The following is a 15554-nucleotide window of genomic DNA, read 5'->3' as shown; positions in this document are numbered from 1 at the left end:
CCGCCGGCTGGCCTGCAGCGTGCCGGCGCATGGTCAGGACGTCGACGTCAGCCCGGTCGCGGTCCAGTGGGCCAGAGCGAGCGTGGTGAGCGAGGGGTTGGCCGCCCCGGAACGAGGGAAGGACGCCGGGCCGACCACGTAGGCGCCGTCCACGGCGCGCAGCCGCCCGTGCTCGTCGACGAGATCACCGCCGAGCGGCAGCGTCCCCGCCTCGTGATCGACGGACCCCAGTGGCCACCCATAGGTCGCCGGTGCCCCGACCGGCAGTCCGGTCACCTGCATCATCGCCGTGTCGAACGGTTCGGGGGCGGTGCGGAAATCGCCGAACCGCAGCTCCGGAGCGCGAAGGCCGACGCCCGCCGCGACGTTCGTCCACACACCACCGAGCAGGTCGCGCTGCGCGGCCAGCACGTCAAGGTCGTCCGGCGCGAAACCGGGCTCGATCAGGCCCGGCCACGGCGATCCGGCCATGGGCGTGAACGACACCCGGGTGTGCGCGGATCGCACCTGCTCCCCCATCGCCCACACGTCGAGCAGGACCTCTTCCGGGTGGCTGTCGGGCGCGTCCCTGAGGCGGACGAAGACGTTGCAGCGGGCAGTCGCATCACCGGGTGCGTACCACAGGGCGTCTAGCGAGCCGGATACCCCGAGCGCCGCAGCTGGCAACCGGACCACGAAACCGCGCACGAGGTGATCATTGAGCCCGATCACCGGGCCGTGACCGGCCAGCTCGGGAAGTTGGGCCACCAATCTGGTGTTCTCCAGCGTCCCGGCGGCCAGCACGACCCCGCCGGCGGAGATCACCTCCTCCGCGCCGTCGGCACGCCGTACCCGAACCCCGCGGACCCGCCCCCGACCAGACACCAGCTCCACCGCCTCACAGCGGGCACGGATCTGCGGCCCCCGCCCGCCAGCGCAGCGGTCGAACGGGGTGTATGCGCGCCGAACGCCACCCTCGGACCGCACCGCCTGCGGGACCGGGCGAAGCAGCGTGCCCAGCGCCGCCGAGACTGGATCGGGCGGCCGAGCAGGCGGCGCCGGCGCCAGCGGGCCGCCAGCCCAGGCCATGAGATCGCGCTCGACGTCGTCGTACAGCGACTCGAGTAGCGCCGCCCGAATGCGCTCTGGCCAGCACAGATCGGCCAGCGCCCAGTCGTCCATCCGGATGACCACGCCGTGCCAGCGCAGCGACCGCCCGCCGACCTGGTCGGAACGCCGCACAACCTGGTAGTGCGGCGGCAGTGAACTGTGCCACCGCACTGCTGGGGTGGCCGGCCCGAATCCGGTGCCCACCCCTCCCGAGTCCAGCACCAGGACGTCCCGGAGACCGTCGGCGGCCAGCAGGCGGGCGACTTCGAGGCCGCTCAAGCCCGCGCCGACGACCACGACATCGGCCGTGACACCCACTCCACGCCTCCACTTCCCGTCCTGGCCGGCTAATGCCAGATCACGCCGCCCCGGCATTTCACCCGGCACCTGCCTACCATGTCGCTAGCTGGACCGGGACGGGAGGATCATGTCGACACGAACGGGATCAGGCCCTGTTCAGGCGAACCGCGCGGCGCACACGAAGGCCGTGCGCGGGTGACCGCCCTGGCGTATCCGTCGAGCGTGAGCGTGCCGGCCGGTGGGCGGCTGGTGCTGCACGTGTCCACGCCCGCTGAGCGCTACCGCGTCGGCTTCTACCGAGTGGGCCGCGACATCACGCCGATGGGGAGCAGTTCCTGGCGGCGGGGCCACCTGCTGCCCGCCGGTCTGCCCGATCGGGACTGGGGATGGCCGCCGGAAACGTTCGACGTCCCCGCTGACTGGCGGTCCGGCGCCTATCTGGCGGTCATCCTGGACGACGAATCGGACGCCGATGTGCCCGGCTGGCTGCCCGACGTCGACGCCCGGTCGGGTCAGGCGTTGTTCGTGGTGCGGCCCGCGGCAACCGGGAAACACGCCGCTGTGCTGTACAAGCTTTCGCTGGCCACCTACCACGCCTACAACTTCTCCGGTGGCGGCAGCATGTACCACACGGCCTCGTTCGTACCCTCGATCGCCACCACTCGGCTGACCACACGCCGGCCCGGCGGCGGCACCGGAGGGGCCCTCTCATTCCCCCAGGACGTCGACGTCTACGACACCGCCACCCCGCGGGAGGGATTCGCGCACTGGGACGCTCCGATGATCTCGTGGCTGGAACGTGAGGGCATCGAGGTCGACTACTGCACCGACTTCGACCTGCACCACGATCCCGCCGTCCTCATCGGGTACCGCCTGCTGCTCAGCGTCGGGCACGACGAATACTGGAGTGCCCGGATGCGTGACGGGGTGCACGCTTTCGTCCGTGCCGGCGGGAATGTCGCGTTCTTCAGCGGCAACACCGCCTGGTGGCGCATCGACCTGGACGCGGCCGGCGATCTGACCTGCGTGCATCCGCCGGCCAGCCACCCGTCGGGCGGCAACTGGTGGCGCAGCCGGCCAGAGAACGGGCTCACGGGAGTCAGCTACCGGCAGGGCGGCGGCTGGTGGGACGGCGAACGGGAGCCGCTGGGGTACACCGTCCAGCACGCCGGCCACTGGGTCTACCAGGGACTGGGCCTGCACTCGGGTGACGTCTTCGGCGCCGGCGAGCACCTGGTGGGCTACGAGTGTGACGGTGCGGTGGTCGAGCCCGGCCCCGCCGGGCGGCTGCGGGCCGCCGGAACCGACGGGACACCGGCGGACTTCGCGGTGCTGGGGGTGGCGCGCCTGGGAAAGGGATGGCAGGACCGGCCGGCGGGACCGGCCGCGAACGCCGTGCTCGGCGCCTACACCGACACCGGAACGGTCTTCACGTGCGGCACCACCGACTGGCCCCGGGTGCTGGCCCGCGGCGACGACCCGGTGGTGGCCGGGGTCACCCGCAACGTCATCGGGCGCCTCGCCCGGCACGGTGTCCGCGTGCTGGGGCCGTTCCCGGTCCGTCACCGCCGCTGGCTGCTGGTCGCCGGTGAGGTTGCGACCTTCCTGGTCGATGTCGACCGCCCGGTCGCGGAGACCGCGCGGTTCAGTTGGACGGTCGCGGTGGGCGACGGCGCGGCCGAGCCGGTGCCCGGACGGCACACCTGCGAGATCCGGGTTCCCGAGACGCCGGACCTGCTCACCGTGACGGCCACTGTGACCGAGGGCGATGGTCAGGAGTGCTTCGGGTGGACCACCGCACCCATTCTGTCGCGCACCCAGTTCACCCAGATCGATCTGCTCTGCCGGCTTCGCGACCTGGTGATCCAGGCGGTGCCCGCGCTGGATCCGGTCGCCGAGATCGGGCCCGGCAACCGTCCCTTCGGCGACCCGGAGTGGGACCCCCTGCGCGACGGGCTGCGCAAACCGCTGTCCATGCAGGGTTTCCGGAAGCTGGCTAAACTAGCGAGCACCATCGCCGAGCGGGCCGCAGCAATTGCCGAGGCGGATGCACCGGTTGGGCAGGGGGAGGACCAATGAGCGCGCTCTGGGACATCGACACGACGCCGATACCCGGCCCGGCGGCCAGCTGGCGGTCAGCCGCGGTGCAGCGCGACGCGACCTATCAGACATTGCTGAACACCGTGCGTGAGCAGCTGGCCGCTCAGCTGCCGGCCGGCCCCGCGCTGCCGGTGCTGATTCCGACCGTCGGTTTCGGCGGGCAGAGCGTCCGGGTGCTCACCCACACCATGCGGGAGCTGTCCAGGCAGCGGGCGTCGGTGCCGATCTCGGTGGTGCTGCTGGTGAACCGGCCGCAAACCCGGCCGGCGGATGACACCGCCACCCGTGCGCGCCAGCTGGGCGAGGCGCTGGGCTGCGACGCAGTGCGGTTCGCCGTCGCCGACGTGGCGTTAGCGCAACGCACCCGTCTCGGGGTGTTGCGTCAGTTGATGCTGGACGCGGTGCTAGACGCACAGCAGTGCGATCCAGAAGTCACCCGCTGCGTAGTGGCCGACGACGACATCGTGCGGCTGCCGGCCGGAACGCTGGCCGGGTTGCTGCGGGTGGTGACCGGTAAGGCCCGGCTGGCGCTCGGCCCGGTATTGTTCGACAGCCCGCAATCCACCCCGGCCGCCATGCTGCCGGCCTTCTTTGCCGCCGATGCCTTCCGCGCATTGCTGGCGGCCAGATCTCTGCGCCGGCTGCGCCAACCCGGCACTTCGTCCCGGGCCGCCCACGCGGAGTTCGGTGAGCACGCCGAAGCGATCGCGCTGAGCTGCAACCTGGCCGTGCGGGCCGCGACGGTGCGCGAGGCCGGCGGGTTCGCGCCGCTCAACGAGATCACCAACCTGGTGCGCGATGTGCACGGCCTCGGCGGCGCGGATGCGATCACTGCCACCTGGGACTTCGATCCCGCGTGCGAGAACGTCCTGATCGACCTGTGGCGCCGGTCCGTGCATATCAGCGCCCGCCGTGCGCTGCCCGCCTATCTCGCCCACGGCGTGCCGACCGTCGGCCAGTGGCGCGCCTGCCGCTTCCGGGCATCCCGGGTCGATCCGGTGCGCGTAGCGCCACCCGACTCGATCGAACCGGTCCGTCTTTCGACGCTGCGTGGCCGGGACAAGGAGGCTGTGCTTGCCGAGATCAGTGCCGCCCTGACCACCACGCTGCGCTACTTCCCGCACGACCCCGAGATGATCGAGGACTGCCTGGCCGCCCTGGGTCTGACCCTGGAGTCGCTCTGGGTCGAGAACGGGTCGGCCGCCCTGTCTGTCCGAATCCGGCGGGCGCCCGGCCTGCTCGACCGGTTGATGGCAGTGCAGGACTTGGTGAGCGAGCCGCTCTAGCGATCCATCCGCCAGCGGCGTCGAAGGGCGAGCGCGGCGAGCGACACGAAGCCCCAGCTGACGGTGGTGAACGACGCCGCCACCGCGATGCGGTAGGCGGGGGTCTCGGCGGCCTCGGGGCGGAAGGCGAGCAAGCCGAAAGCATTCGCATTAGTCCAGCATCCGGCGGCCAGCGGCCAGGCGACGCGGCGCGGCAGCTCGGGCACCGCGGCGCCGACCAGCAGGGAGAGTGCACCGAGCGCGATCAGGTCGAGATGCCACTGGCGCAGGCGCGGCGTCGAGCGAATCCCGATCCGACGCGCACGCTCGGCATCGGCGATCGCGAGCGCGTAGGGCCATCCCGTCACCGCCCCGGCTGCGAGCTCGACCAGGCCGGACAGCACGAGCGTCTCGTTCGTTCTCGCGCGGGTCATGCGCTCCACCTCCGAATCGTCTGCGGGCCCGTTGCCCGCTGGGGGACTCCCAAGCCACTGGCGGTAGGCGCGTCGACCGAGCCAGCCCTGATAGGCCCAGGCGAACGCGGGCAGCGGGCCTCGCGGGCGAAGCCAGAAGCCCGGGGCTGGATCCCGCGAGGGGTTGGCGGCGCCGGTGGGCACCGTGGCGGCCGTCACCCCGGGGCCGGACTGAGCCGGCCTCTCGGCGAGCACCTCGCCGTCGCGGTCGCAGATCACGCTGGGGCCTTCGTATTCGCCGCGGTAGCGTCCCGGCATCCCGGGTAGCGGGCAGGTGATCGGCCCGCACAGCGAGGCATGTACCACCGGGGCCCCGACGAGCGCGGCGAAGTCGAGCACGCTGCGCCGCGCCCGCTCCCGGTTGGCCGCTTCCCACCGACGGAGCACCGCGCGAGGCCGCCACTGGGGGACGCTCCACCACCCGGACCCGGCGAGGACAAGGTCGACGCGACCGCGGAGCCGGTGCACGGTCTGGGCGCGCATCAACTCCCAACAGAGGGCGACGCCAATCCGCAGGCCACCCGGCGCCTCGATCACGCCCGGGTCGTCGCCACCGGCGTAGAAGTAGTTCTCCCACATGGTCGGCAGATCCTTGTCGTGACGGCCGATGAGCCCGTCAGGGCCGGCGAGCAGGAAGGCGTTGCGGACGTCGCCGTCGGACCCGCGGCACAGGAAGGAGCCGCCAACCATGACCCGCTTGTCGGACGCGACCCGGGTGAGCATCTCGGTGGCCGCGCCGTCCTCGGGCAGCGCGCCGCCGCCCACCTGCGCCAGGAAGGCCATGCCGGTGGTGAAGAACTCGGGCAGAACGATCACCTCGGCTCCCTCGTCGGCGGCGCGCCGGGCGAGCCGCTCTGCCCGGTCGAGGTTCGCCTCGACATCGCCCACGACGGGCTCGAGCTGGACGGCCGCGACGCGCAGATCCCCGGTCATCCCAACTCCTCCGCGAACCGAACGACCTGGGCGTTGAACGCCGTCGGGCGTTCCAGCATCGGCATGTGACCGCAACCCTCCAATACAACGGTCCGAACGCCTGATAGCTCGGCGTCGAGCAACTCGGTATCGCCGAGTGGGGCGATCCGGTCGTGCTCGGCGGCTAGCGAAAGGATCGGGCAGCGCACGTCGGCCAACCCCTGGCGGGGGTTTGAGCGCCCGATCGCCCGCACGGTCGGAAAGACACCCCGGGCACCGGCGCCATCGACGATCAGCGCGGCGGTGTCGGCGGGCAGGGCCGGTGGGTCGAGGACGTAAGGCGACAAGAATACGCGACGCAGCGCTTGCGATCGCACGACGAGGCGGCGCAGCGGTGCCGGTGCGGGCAGCCCCGCCGTCGCGATTTCCATCGCGATTGCCGCAGTCTCCCGCGGGCGCTCGCGAACGAACCTGGGCATCCCGCGCAGGCCGAGCACGTCACTGAACTGCAACACTGCTCCGGCGACGAGCACGATCCCGTCGGCCAGCTCCGGATGACGCGCGGCGAAGCGCAGCGCGATCGGGCCGCCCATCGAGTGGCCGACGAACACGACGCGCTCGATGCCGAGGCTGGTGACGAGCTCAGCCGCGGCGGCGGCAAACCCGTCGAGGGATGTGCCCGCGGCGGGCGATTCGCTTCGGCCGAAACCCGGTAGGTCCAGGGCGAGCACTCGACCCTGCTTGGCGAGCGTCGGGATCGCCTCGAGCCAATGCTGCCAGCGACCGCCCATCCCGTGCACGAGGACGAACGCACGGTCGCCGTGGCCGGTGTCGAGGTAACGAAGCCGGCGGCCGCCGACAACGGCGTCGTGTTCACGCGCCGACCAGTCGGTGCGCCGCCAGGCCGGCTCCGCGGGCCTGGCGTAGCCGCCGTCGACCGGGACGCGCTCGATCATTCGGCACCGCCCCGCGGTTCCAGCAGGCCGAGGGTGAGGACCTGGCGACCGAGCGAGACCACTTGCTCGAACTCCGATTCGGTGAACCCCATGTTGCCGGGAAGCAGGTGGGCCGCAATCACCCCATCCCACGCCGCCCAGAGGAACGCCGCCGCGCGTCGCGGATCGACGTCACGCATGACGCGGGCCTCGATGGCCTCGGCAATCGCCCCGGCCATCCGCTCGGTCTCGGACCGGATGCGCTGGGTCACCCGCTCGGCGGCGACGACGACCGGCCCGTCGGTCGGCGCATCCGGAGGCGGAAAACGAAAGATGCGGAAGTAGCCGGGGTTCTCGCTCGCGAACCGCAAGTACCCGTCGGCGAGCCCGACCAGGCGACCAATCGGGTCCTCACCGCCGCTGGCCCACCCCTGGTCGCAGTAGCGCTGGTCAAGCTCCAGCGCACGCTCGATCAAGGCGGCATAGATGCCTTCCTTGCCGCCGAAGTGCCCGTACAGCGATCCGATCGCGACGTCGGCTTCCTCGGCGAGCTGCTCGACGGTGGTCGCGCGGTAACCGTGGGTCAAAAAGAGGCGTTCGGCGGCGCCGAGAATCGCGCCCGCGGTGCGGGCCTTGCGCCGGTTTTGGCGGGTCTCGGCAGCCGTCCCTGTCTGCATAGTTGTAACAACATAGCAATATTAGAATCCCATTGCAATATCTGATCGGCGGCGGCGAGGCGGTTCTAGCCGGCGCATCGATGACCGCCCACGGTTCTTCAACCCGCGGACGGTCATCAATTCGTACGGTTCTGTCCGGCTACTTGAGGTAACAGTCGCCTGGGCAGCAACGTATGCGTTAACGACTTCATCGATGGCGGGGATGTCCCACTCCGACGTTGCCCGAGGTACCCGATCCGATGTTTCCCCCGCCAAGCGGGGTTTGCACGCCGCCAGAGGTGCTCGACCCGCCGGCAACACTCCCCCCGCCGAACGGGTGTTGCAGGCCCGGGATTTGCACTCCACCAGAGGTGTTGGACCCGAAGTTTCCCCCACCAAACGGGGTTTGCACCCCGCCAGCCGACCCGCCGGAGACGCCGCCCGAGCCGGAGCCACTGGGTTCGGCGGCCGCGGAGGAGGCGGTGGCGATGCCGATTCCCAAGATTGCGGTGGCGGTGGCAGCAGCAAACAACGGCGCGACGCGACGCATTGAGATGGTCATGGTTGAATTCCTTTTCCACAGATTCCATTCGGCGTGCGATCCGGGGTTCGGATCGACTTCAACGTATGCCGGGGATGTGAAGAACCGATGAGCGTGCGATATGCGGCTGGTGTGGTTTCTTGTCGAGCCGATGTCCTTCACCCCGGTTGTCGGAGGAATCGCCTCAGACACCTGGCAGGTGGCCGTCGCGCGACCGACCACGTCGACGCCGACGGCGTCGGGTCGGGAACGACAGCGACGAGCAAGACGGTGGGCGCGATGAACAGCAGCAGGATGATTGCAAATTCAACGGCAAAGGCACGAGCTTTCGGCCCCGCTCGAACAACCGCCTTGCCAGCAAACCGTGATCGGCGTGCCCTACCGTGAACTCGTGAGCCCCACGGTGCTGGTCGTCGACGACGAGAAGAAATTACGGACCCTGGTGCGCGAATACCTCGAACGCGAGGGTTACGCGGTGCTCGAGGCCGCCGACGGCCAAACGGCCCTCGACCTGGCCCGGACCGCGGGCCCTGATCTGGTACTGCTCGACCTCGGCCTGCCCCGCTTGCCCGGTGACGAAGTGGCCCGCCTGCTGCGCAAGGACAGCGACCTACCGATCGTCATGCTCACCGCGAAGGCCAGCGAGAACGACCGGGTCGCCGGGTTGCGGCTGGGCGCCGACGACTACGTGGTCAAACCGTTCAGTCCGCGCGAGCTGGTGGCCCGCGTCGAGGCGGTGCTGCGCCGCAGTCGGCCTTCGGCCACCGAATCCGACATCTCCTACGGCGATGGACGGCTACGCATCGACACCGATCGCCGGGAAGCGCGTGTCGACGATGCACTTGTCGAGCTCACCCGCAGCGAGTTCGATTTGCTCGCCGTGCTCGCGTCCAGGCCGGGACGGGCCTGGACACGGCTGGAACTCGTCGGCCGCACCCAGGGCCACGCATTTGATGCCTACGAACGCACCATCGATGTGCACGTAAAAAACCTGCGCCGCAAACTCGGCGACGCCGCACCGTTCCAGCTGGTGGCTACCGTGCCGGGTATCGGCTACAAATTCGCAATCGACCGCGATGCCTAGTTTGCTGCCGGGCCGGTTCGCCCGCCGACTCGCGCTGGCCTTCGCGGCGCTCGGCGCCGGCTCCGCCCTACTGACCGCGGTCCTGGTCAACACGGCCTTCGCCGGACGGTTTCAGGACTACCTCGATAAACAGCAACACGCTCAGCAGGAGCAGCTGGTGGCGCTGTTTGCCGCCGACTATCGCCGCAACGATGCCTGGAGCCCCATGTCGCTGAACCGCATTGCGCCTACCGTGATCATGACCGGCTCTGAGGCCGAACTTCGCGATGCCTCTGGTCATCGCGTGTGGTCAGTGGCCGACGCCAACACCGACGCAGGCACACCCGAGATGCACCGCAAAATGATGGGCACCGGTGGCCTCGGGCCACCCCGCAGCTTGCCCGTTGTTGTCGCGGGCAGGCAAGTCGGTACCCTCGTCGTTCGCGTACCGCAAGGCGCAGTACCTACCGTGGACAAGGAATTCCATTCATCGGTCAACCGGCTACTGCTGGCCGGTGCGCTCACTGCGGCGCTGGTAGCGCTGCTCGTCGGCGTGTACACCGCCCGCCGCGCCACCAAACCCATCACCGAACTAACCAGCGCCGCCGGCGCTCTCGCCGCTGGACATCGGGACCGACGCGTCACCGCTGTTCCTAACAACGAAATAGGGCAGTTGGCAAAGGCTTTCAACACCATGGTCGAACACGTCGTAAAAGAGGATCAACTGCGCCGCGCTTTCACCGCGGATGTCGCCCACGAGTTGCGCACCCCGCTGGCAATCCTTCGCAGTGAACTCGAGGCAGTGCAAGACGGAATTCGCCAGCCCACCGACGGCGTCATCCGCTCCCTGCATAACGAAACCCTGCGCTTGACCCACTTGGTCGCTGACCTGGAAGCGCTGGCCTCCGCCGACGCTGCCGCGTTCACCCTGGACCGGCATCCGATTTCACTGACCAGCATCGTGGCCGACACCGCGGACTCGCTGGCCGGCAGATTCGACGAAGCCGCTATAGACGTGCGCACCGACTTCGACGAGGTATGGGTTGACGCGGATCCGGTGCGAGTTGCCCAAATCGTCGCCAATCAGCTGACCAACACGCTGAAGTTCGTGCCCGCCGGCGGCGCGGTCACCCTCACCCTGCACGAGATCGACGGATGGGCCGAGCTCGCCATCGCCGACACCGGGTCCGGCATTCCGGCCGACGACCTGCCGCACATCTTTGACCGCTTCTATCGCAGCCGCACCGCGCGCGCCGACGGCTCCGGCATCGGACTGGCGGTCGTCGCCCAGCTCGTCAAGGCCCATGGCGGGATGATCACCGCCCACAGCACTCCTGGCCACGGCGCAACATTCATCACCCGACTTCCCGCCTTGCGGCAGAATGGCACAGTCCGGACGGCGCGGGCCGACCAGCGGCCCACGGTCTGACCGCGCAGTCTGTAGGGGATTTTCACCGCAGCAGTATCGATTCATCGCGGTCACCGAGTCACAGTGAGTGCCGAGAACGGATGGTGAGCTGTCGTGGGATGAGGGGCTGCTGCTTGCGGTGGTGGAATCCGTCGTTCGGCGCGCGTGCAGGCCGACTCGCCGACGAGGCGTTGGGCTAACCGTGCACGAAACTTCGGCGCATTGCCCACAAGGGCATTAGCCGGTGCCCTGCACCGTCCAACGACCGGACCACACCCGCCACCCCACGAAACCCAATCGCATCACCATGAAGGTGCCCAAACCCGACCAGACACCGGCGAGTCCCCAGCCAAAGATCAACGACAGCCAGATCAACGGCAAGAACCCGACCGATGCGCTGATCAGCGTGGCGTTGCGGATGAACCTGGCGTCGCCGGCGCCGACCAAGACTCCGTCCAGGCTGAACACGATCCCTTGGATCGGCAGCTGGGCGATCAAGAACCACAACGGCACAGCGATGGCGTCCAGAACTGACCGGTCGTGAGTGAACAACGTGGGCAGTACCGGAGCGCCCAGGCCGAACATGAGAGCAAGCAGCGTCGCGGCGGCCAGCGAATACGCCGCCACATGCCGGGCCACCGACTTGGCACGCACGGTCTGGCCTGCCCCCAATGCCGCGCCCACCAGCGACTGCGCCGCGATCGCCAGCGCGTCGAGCACCAGCACAGCTAAATCCCACAGCTGCAGCAGCACCTGGTGCGCGGCCACCGCCGCTGTGCCGAACCGGGCGGCCACCGCCGCGGCGGAGATGAAACAAACCTGGAACGACAGGGTCCGAACGATCAGATCGCGGCCCATCAGCACTTGGGCGCGCAGCACAGTGCGGTCGAGCCGCAGCGGCACCCGCTCGGCCAACAGCGCGCGCCCGAACAGCAATGCTGTCAGCAACTGGCCCACCAGGTTGGCCACCGCCGAGCCGGCCAGGCCCAGGCGGGGCAAGCCCAGCCAGCCGTACACCAGCGACGGGCACAGCAGCGCCGACAGCCCGAAACCGGCGACCACATAGCGCAGGGGTCGCGCGGTGTCCTGCACCCCGCGCATCCACCCGTTACCTGCCAGCGACACCAGGATCGCCGGAGCGGCTACGATCGCGATCCGCAACCACGGCAACGCCGCGCCGGCGATCTGCCCGCGTGCGGCGATCGCCGACACCAGCGGCGCCGCGGCGGCCTGCACCATGACGACGATCAGGGCGCCCAGGCCGAGCGCCAACCACGTGGCCTGCACTCCCTCCGTGACCGCCGATGCCCGGTCGCCGGCACCGAAGTGGCGGGCGGAGCGTGACGTCGTGCCATACGACAAGAACAGGAACTGGACTCCGACCAGGCCGAGCACCACGGCGCCGATGGCCAAGCCGGCCAGGCTCACCGCACCCAGGTGGCCCACCACCGCAGTGTCGAATAACAGGTAGAGCGGTTCGGCGGCGAGCACCGCGAGCGCCGGCAGGGCCAGGCCGGTGATGCTCCGCTCCAGGTCGCCGACGCGGCGGCTTCGCGGACCTGTCGGCGGCACAGCCGCCGGGTGCTCGTCAGGCAAGTGCCGTGACCAGGGCAGTGACAATTTCGGCGGCAGGACCGGCGGTTGTATCGCTGGCGGCCAGCATGTCCCCGCCGCCGCCGAACGTCGACATGATGGCGGCCACATCCACCGCGGCTTTGGCCCGCGTCGGCACCGGCCCCTGCTGCGGCTCGGTCTCTATAACCACCGTCGCCGCCTCGGCCTGTCGCGTGGTGCACACGATATCGATGATGCTCTCTCAACTTCCCCTGGGCGCGCGCCGACCACTGCCGGCTTCCGACCGCCGCATAGACCAGCTCGACCACCGCCGGCTTCGGGCAACCGTGGCGGCCGAGCCCAACACCCACGACAGTATCGTCAGCCAGGCAGACGCAGGGTGGTCCAGCGGTGCCTGGCTAATCGCGGAATTGTCCAGCAGATCGCAACGGGCCGCGTGGCCAGCCGATGTGCGCGGGGCGCGCGAAACGACCCGGTGTCGGTCGTTACCCGTGGCAAATGAGTGCCACCTCAGTTTAGGGGCGCTCGGTCGGGTGGTGGTCGCCTACCAGCCAGGACGACTGCGGTCGGCGTCGAACATGATGGAGGTTTCTAGCCCCTCAGCGTGCATGTATGTCCGTGCACTCAGAGCGCACATTGCGCGGCAGCGCATGACCGCGCGTGCGACAGGATGTACGGCATCAGTAGTGCACGTGTCGCTGCCGAGCGATCCGGCGGGCTGAGATGACTCGCTACGCGGGCTCGACTACCGCTGCCACCGGAGCCTCGCGGGCGCCGCGACGGCAGTATTGCAGCATGATGACCGCGGCCAGAGCTAGGCAGGCGACGGCGGGGGGAATCAGCGCGTGGTCACCAATCCGGTTGCCAAGCAGCACGCCGGCGGCTGCGCCCCCGACGAACAGCAGCACGGTCGTCGTCAGCACGGTGGCCTTCCACTTGTCCACCCGGTGGCGGTGGCTGCGGCCCAAGAGCAGACCGAGGTCGGTAATCGTGCCGGTGAAGTGCGTGGTGCGAATCGGCATCCCCGGAAGATTGGACGTCATGCCGTTCTGCAGCCCGCATGCGCACGCGGCGAGGAGCGCCCTGCCGATCGGGTGCTCAACGCCGGCTGCGGCGAGCAGCAGCGCGGCTTCGGCCAGCAGGACGGCAGCGTGACGAGGGCCAGCAAAAGTCCGCACGGCAGCCAGCACCGCACCCGCCGCAATGGCTCCGAATAGAAATCCAAACACGATCGCCGCGATCATGCGGCCCTGGTAGATGAGAGGATTCGTGCTATGCATACCCGCCTTGGTGGTCAAGGCGGTGAGGTTCCCCACCGGAAATGCCCACACCAAAAGGGCCACCGAATTGACGAACCCCGCGACCGCGGCGAGCAACCCGCTGTAGCCGAGCAGAACCACCCGCGGGATCCAGGTCTCGGGAATCGGCCAGGTTGGCATCGTCTCTACCCTGTCGGTGCTCGGTGGGCCACATACGCAAACGCAGCAATGTTATCAAGACCCCATGCGGGGCGCGGCAACCTCGGCGCGCGGCTCGACGGCCACTGTTATCGCCCCCCTCCCAACCGACCCGCCGCCCGCCGTGCCCGGAGCGACTATTTGATGGTCATACTCCCTTCCGTTCTCACGGAAGACCGAACGGCAGCGCCGTGTTACGTGTGGCAAATGTGCACTTCGCGATTCGCGTTTCCCGTTTTGCGATAGGTCCGTCACGTGCACGCTATCCGCTGGCTTGCTGGTGAGCCCGCGCCGGAGCTGCTAACCCGCATGAATTGTGCCTCGCTTACGCTGAGGGAGTCGACACGGTGGATCAAATCGGAAGCGGAAGGGTTCGCGGATTGCCCGACGTCACATACGCCGCCCAAACGAGATTCGCGTTCCGTTCCGGTGTCACCTGCTTGGTCACGCCCGCTGGAGCCGTGCTGCTGAATCCTCCGCGCAGCGAGAAACTGACCCGATTAACCCCCGGCCAGCTACAGGCACTCAAGGCTCTGAACCTCGGGCCGGCAACGCTGTCGGAGATACTCACGAAGGCGGGCGAAAGTGGCGTCGGCACGCTGATAGATCAGCTCACCACGAGCGGTTGGCTGGCGGTCACGGTGCGCGACGAAAAGAACGATTTTTACTCCATCCTGCCGGTCGGACGGCCCGCGATGCGGCCGGCGCCGATGTCGCCGCGATCCTTCGCGTTATCGAAATTTGCTGTACTGCACCGAGACTCAGAGGGCTTGGTCCTTGAACATCCGCTGGCATGGTGTGATGTGCGCATTCACGACTCGCGCCTGCTTGTCCTACTCGACGGGCCTGCAGCAGACGCCTCAGGCGTGCCGAGCGCCGTCGCTACAGGGTTCATCGAGGATCTGCACTGGTGCGGCATCCTCACCCAGCTCGGCGACGAAGACGGCAGGTTCGATGCCCTCAGCTGGAGCGCACCGGATCTGTGGTTTCACCGCCGCAGCACGCTGGGTCAACGCACCGTCACCTGGGAGCGGTTCGGCCCGACCAAGTGGGCGAAGGGTCGATTCCCACAGCCGCCGGCGCGCAGGACGAATTATCCGGGTGAGCCGATCACCCTTTCGGTTCCCGATCTGACCGCCAAACGAATGCAGGACCCGACTTTGACGGCCGTCCTCGAAGACCGAGTTTCCACAAGGACATTCGATGACGCCCGCCCGATTACTATTGGGCAGCTGGCCGAATTGCTCTATCGCACAGCGCGAACACGGAAAACCGAACTCGTCGGTGACGGCGAGGAACTCGTGTCACGCCCATACCCTTCTGGTGGCAGTCTCTATGAGCTGGAGCTCTACCCTGTGGTGCGCAATGTCGCCGGACTCGCGCCGGGGATGTACCACTACGACTCGTTCGACCATGTGCTACGCCCTGTCGCCGGAGCAGATTCGAAGGCCGTGTCCCAGCTGTTGAAACCGGCCGCAGCGACTCTCACCGGAGGTGCCGAGCCGCAAGTGCTCGTCGTCATGGCTGCACGTTGCGGTCGCATCATGTGGACCTACGAGCAGATCGCCTATGCCGCCATCCTCAAAGATGTCGGCGTCCTCATGCAGACGATCTACCTGGCCGCGACCGCGATGGGCCTCGGCGCGTGCGCGCAAGGCTTCGGTGATACCGCCGCTTTCGTCGCAGCCACCGGTGTCGATGAACTACAGGAGTGCAGCGTCGGCAGTATCATCGTCGGCTCACCCGCCCCGAACTAGCCTTCGGCGAGAACCTCCTCGTC

Annotated in this window: 13 protein-coding genes; 5 read left to right on the top strand and 8 right to left on the bottom strand. The window is 68.7% G+C overall.

Going from position 1 to position 15554, the window contains the following annotated elements; all coding sequences use genetic code 11:
• Positions 1-33: 33 nt before the first annotated feature.
• Positions 34-1407, bottom strand: a complete 1374-nt coding sequence (locus AC0KTM_RS06375; protein ID WP_472415198.1) for an FAD-binding protein — start codon at positions 1405-1407, stop codon at positions 34-36.
• A 177-nt stretch (positions 1408-1584) separates the two neighbouring features.
• Between AC0KTM_RS06375 and AC0KTM_RS06370 the strand changes: the two genes are divergently transcribed.
• On the top strand, positions 1585-3468 hold the full coding sequence (locus AC0KTM_RS06370) for a N,N-dimethylformamidase beta subunit family domain-containing protein (protein ID WP_238957633.1): 1884 nt from the start codon (positions 1585-1587) through the stop codon (positions 3466-3468).
• Complete coding sequence (locus AC0KTM_RS06365) at positions 3465-4775, top strand: hypothetical protein (RefSeq protein ID WP_225329671.1); 1311 nt, start codon at positions 3465-3467, stop codon at positions 4773-4775. The genes AC0KTM_RS06370 and AC0KTM_RS06365 overlap by 4 nt, the downstream gene beginning before the upstream one ends.
• On the opposite strand, the gene AC0KTM_RS06360 is transcribed toward AC0KTM_RS06365, so the two are convergent.
• The 4 genes from AC0KTM_RS06360 to AC0KTM_RS06345 form a co-directional block, all read right to left on the bottom strand.
• Positions 4772-6160 (bottom strand): carbon-nitrogen hydrolase family protein, encoded by a 1389-nt coding sequence (locus tag AC0KTM_RS06360; RefSeq protein ID WP_238957631.1) that lies wholly within the window; start codon positions 6158-6160, stop codon positions 4772-4774. The two genes, AC0KTM_RS06365 and AC0KTM_RS06360, sit on opposite strands and share 4 nt — an antisense overlap.
• Positions 6157-7095 carry an alpha/beta fold hydrolase gene (locus AC0KTM_RS06355; RefSeq protein WP_225329669.1) on the bottom strand — a complete coding sequence of 313 codons (939 nt, stop codon included), beginning with the start codon at positions 7093-7095 and terminating at the stop codon, positions 6157-6159. The genes AC0KTM_RS06360 and AC0KTM_RS06355 overlap by 4 nt, the downstream gene beginning before the upstream one ends.
• Positions 7092-7751, bottom strand: a complete 660-nt coding sequence (locus tag AC0KTM_RS06350) for a TetR/AcrR family transcriptional regulator (RefSeq protein ID WP_225329668.1) — start codon at positions 7749-7751, stop codon at positions 7092-7094. Before AC0KTM_RS06350 ends, AC0KTM_RS06355 begins: the two co-directional genes overlap by 4 nt.
• A gap of 187 nt (positions 7752-7938) precedes the next feature.
• Positions 7939-8292 carry a hypothetical protein gene (locus AC0KTM_RS06345; protein ID WP_225329667.1) on the bottom strand — a complete coding sequence of 118 codons (354 nt, stop codon included), beginning with the start codon at positions 8290-8292 and terminating at the stop codon, positions 7939-7941.
• A gap of 370 nt (positions 8293-8662) precedes the next feature.
• Between AC0KTM_RS06345 and AC0KTM_RS06340 the strand changes: the two genes are divergently transcribed.
• Entirely contained in the window at positions 8663-9355 is a 693-nt protein-coding gene (locus tag AC0KTM_RS06340; protein ID WP_374109733.1) for a response regulator transcription factor, read from the top strand.
• Positions 9348-10763: a sensor histidine kinase gene (locus AC0KTM_RS06335; RefSeq protein ID WP_225329665.1), complete on the top strand. Its 1416-nt coding sequence runs from the start codon at positions 9348-9350 to the stop codon at positions 10761-10763. The genes AC0KTM_RS06340 and AC0KTM_RS06335 overlap by 8 nt, the downstream gene beginning before the upstream one ends.
• 216 nt (positions 10764-10979) lie before the next feature.
• On the opposite strand, the gene AC0KTM_RS06330 is transcribed toward AC0KTM_RS06335, so the two are convergent.
• The 3 genes from AC0KTM_RS06330 to AC0KTM_RS06320 form a co-directional block, all read right to left on the bottom strand.
• Positions 10980-12314 (bottom strand): MATE family efflux transporter, encoded by a 1335-nt coding sequence (locus tag AC0KTM_RS06330; RefSeq protein WP_374109732.1) that lies wholly within the window; start codon positions 12312-12314, stop codon positions 10980-10982.
• A gap of 16 nt (positions 12315-12330) precedes the next feature.
• Positions 12331-12540 (bottom strand): hypothetical protein, encoded by a 210-nt coding sequence (locus AC0KTM_RS06325; protein WP_225329664.1) that lies wholly within the window; start codon positions 12538-12540, stop codon positions 12331-12333.
• Between the two features lie 508 nt (positions 12541-13048).
• A complete protein-coding gene (locus AC0KTM_RS06320; protein ID WP_472415196.1) occupies positions 13049-13756 on the bottom strand; it encodes a YoaK family protein in 708 nt (235 codons plus the stop codon).
• Between the two features lie 398 nt (positions 13757-14154).
• Between AC0KTM_RS06320 and AC0KTM_RS06315 the strand changes: the two genes are divergently transcribed.
• Positions 14155-15531, top strand: coding sequence for a SagB family peptide dehydrogenase (locus tag AC0KTM_RS06315; RefSeq protein ID WP_472417383.1), 1377 nt, complete (start codon positions 14155-14157; stop codon positions 15529-15531).
• The last annotated feature ends 23 nt before the right edge of the window (positions 15532-15554 follow it).

It is taken from the genome of Mycobacterium sp. NTMscope_Eco_3 (assembly GCF_976985685.1).
The sequence above is the reverse complement of the archived record's forward strand: the minus strand, read 5'-3'. Positions and strand labels throughout refer to the sequence as shown.

Bases quoted from the DNA above. Each gene is read 5' to 3' on its own strand.
- AC0KTM_RS06365 (WP_225329671.1), top strand. From the start codon at position 3,465: ATGAGCGCGCTCTGGGACATCGACACGACGCCGATACCCGGCCCGGCG.
- AC0KTM_RS06360 (WP_238957631.1), bottom strand. From the start codon at position 6,160: ATGACCGGGGATCTGCGCGTCGCGGCCGTCCAGCTCGAGCCCGTCGTG.
- AC0KTM_RS06355 (WP_225329669.1), bottom strand. From the start codon at position 7,095: ATGATCGAGCGCGTCCCGGTCGACGGCGGCTACGCCAGGCCCGCGGAG.
- AC0KTM_RS06350 (WP_225329668.1), bottom strand. From the start codon at position 7,751: ATGCAGACAGGGACGGCTGCCGAGACCCGCCAAAACCGGCGCAAGGCC.
- AC0KTM_RS06345 (WP_225329667.1), bottom strand. From the start codon at position 8,292: ATGACCATCTCAATGCGTCGCGTCGCGCCGTTGTTTGCTGCTGCCACC.
- AC0KTM_RS06335 (WP_225329665.1), top strand. From the start codon at position 9,348: ATGCCTAGTTTGCTGCCGGGCCGGTTCGCCCGCCGACTCGCGCTGGCC.
- AC0KTM_RS06320 (WP_472415196.1), bottom strand. From the start codon at position 13,756: ATGCCAACCTGGCCGATTCCCGAGACCTGGATCCCGCGGGTGGTTCTG.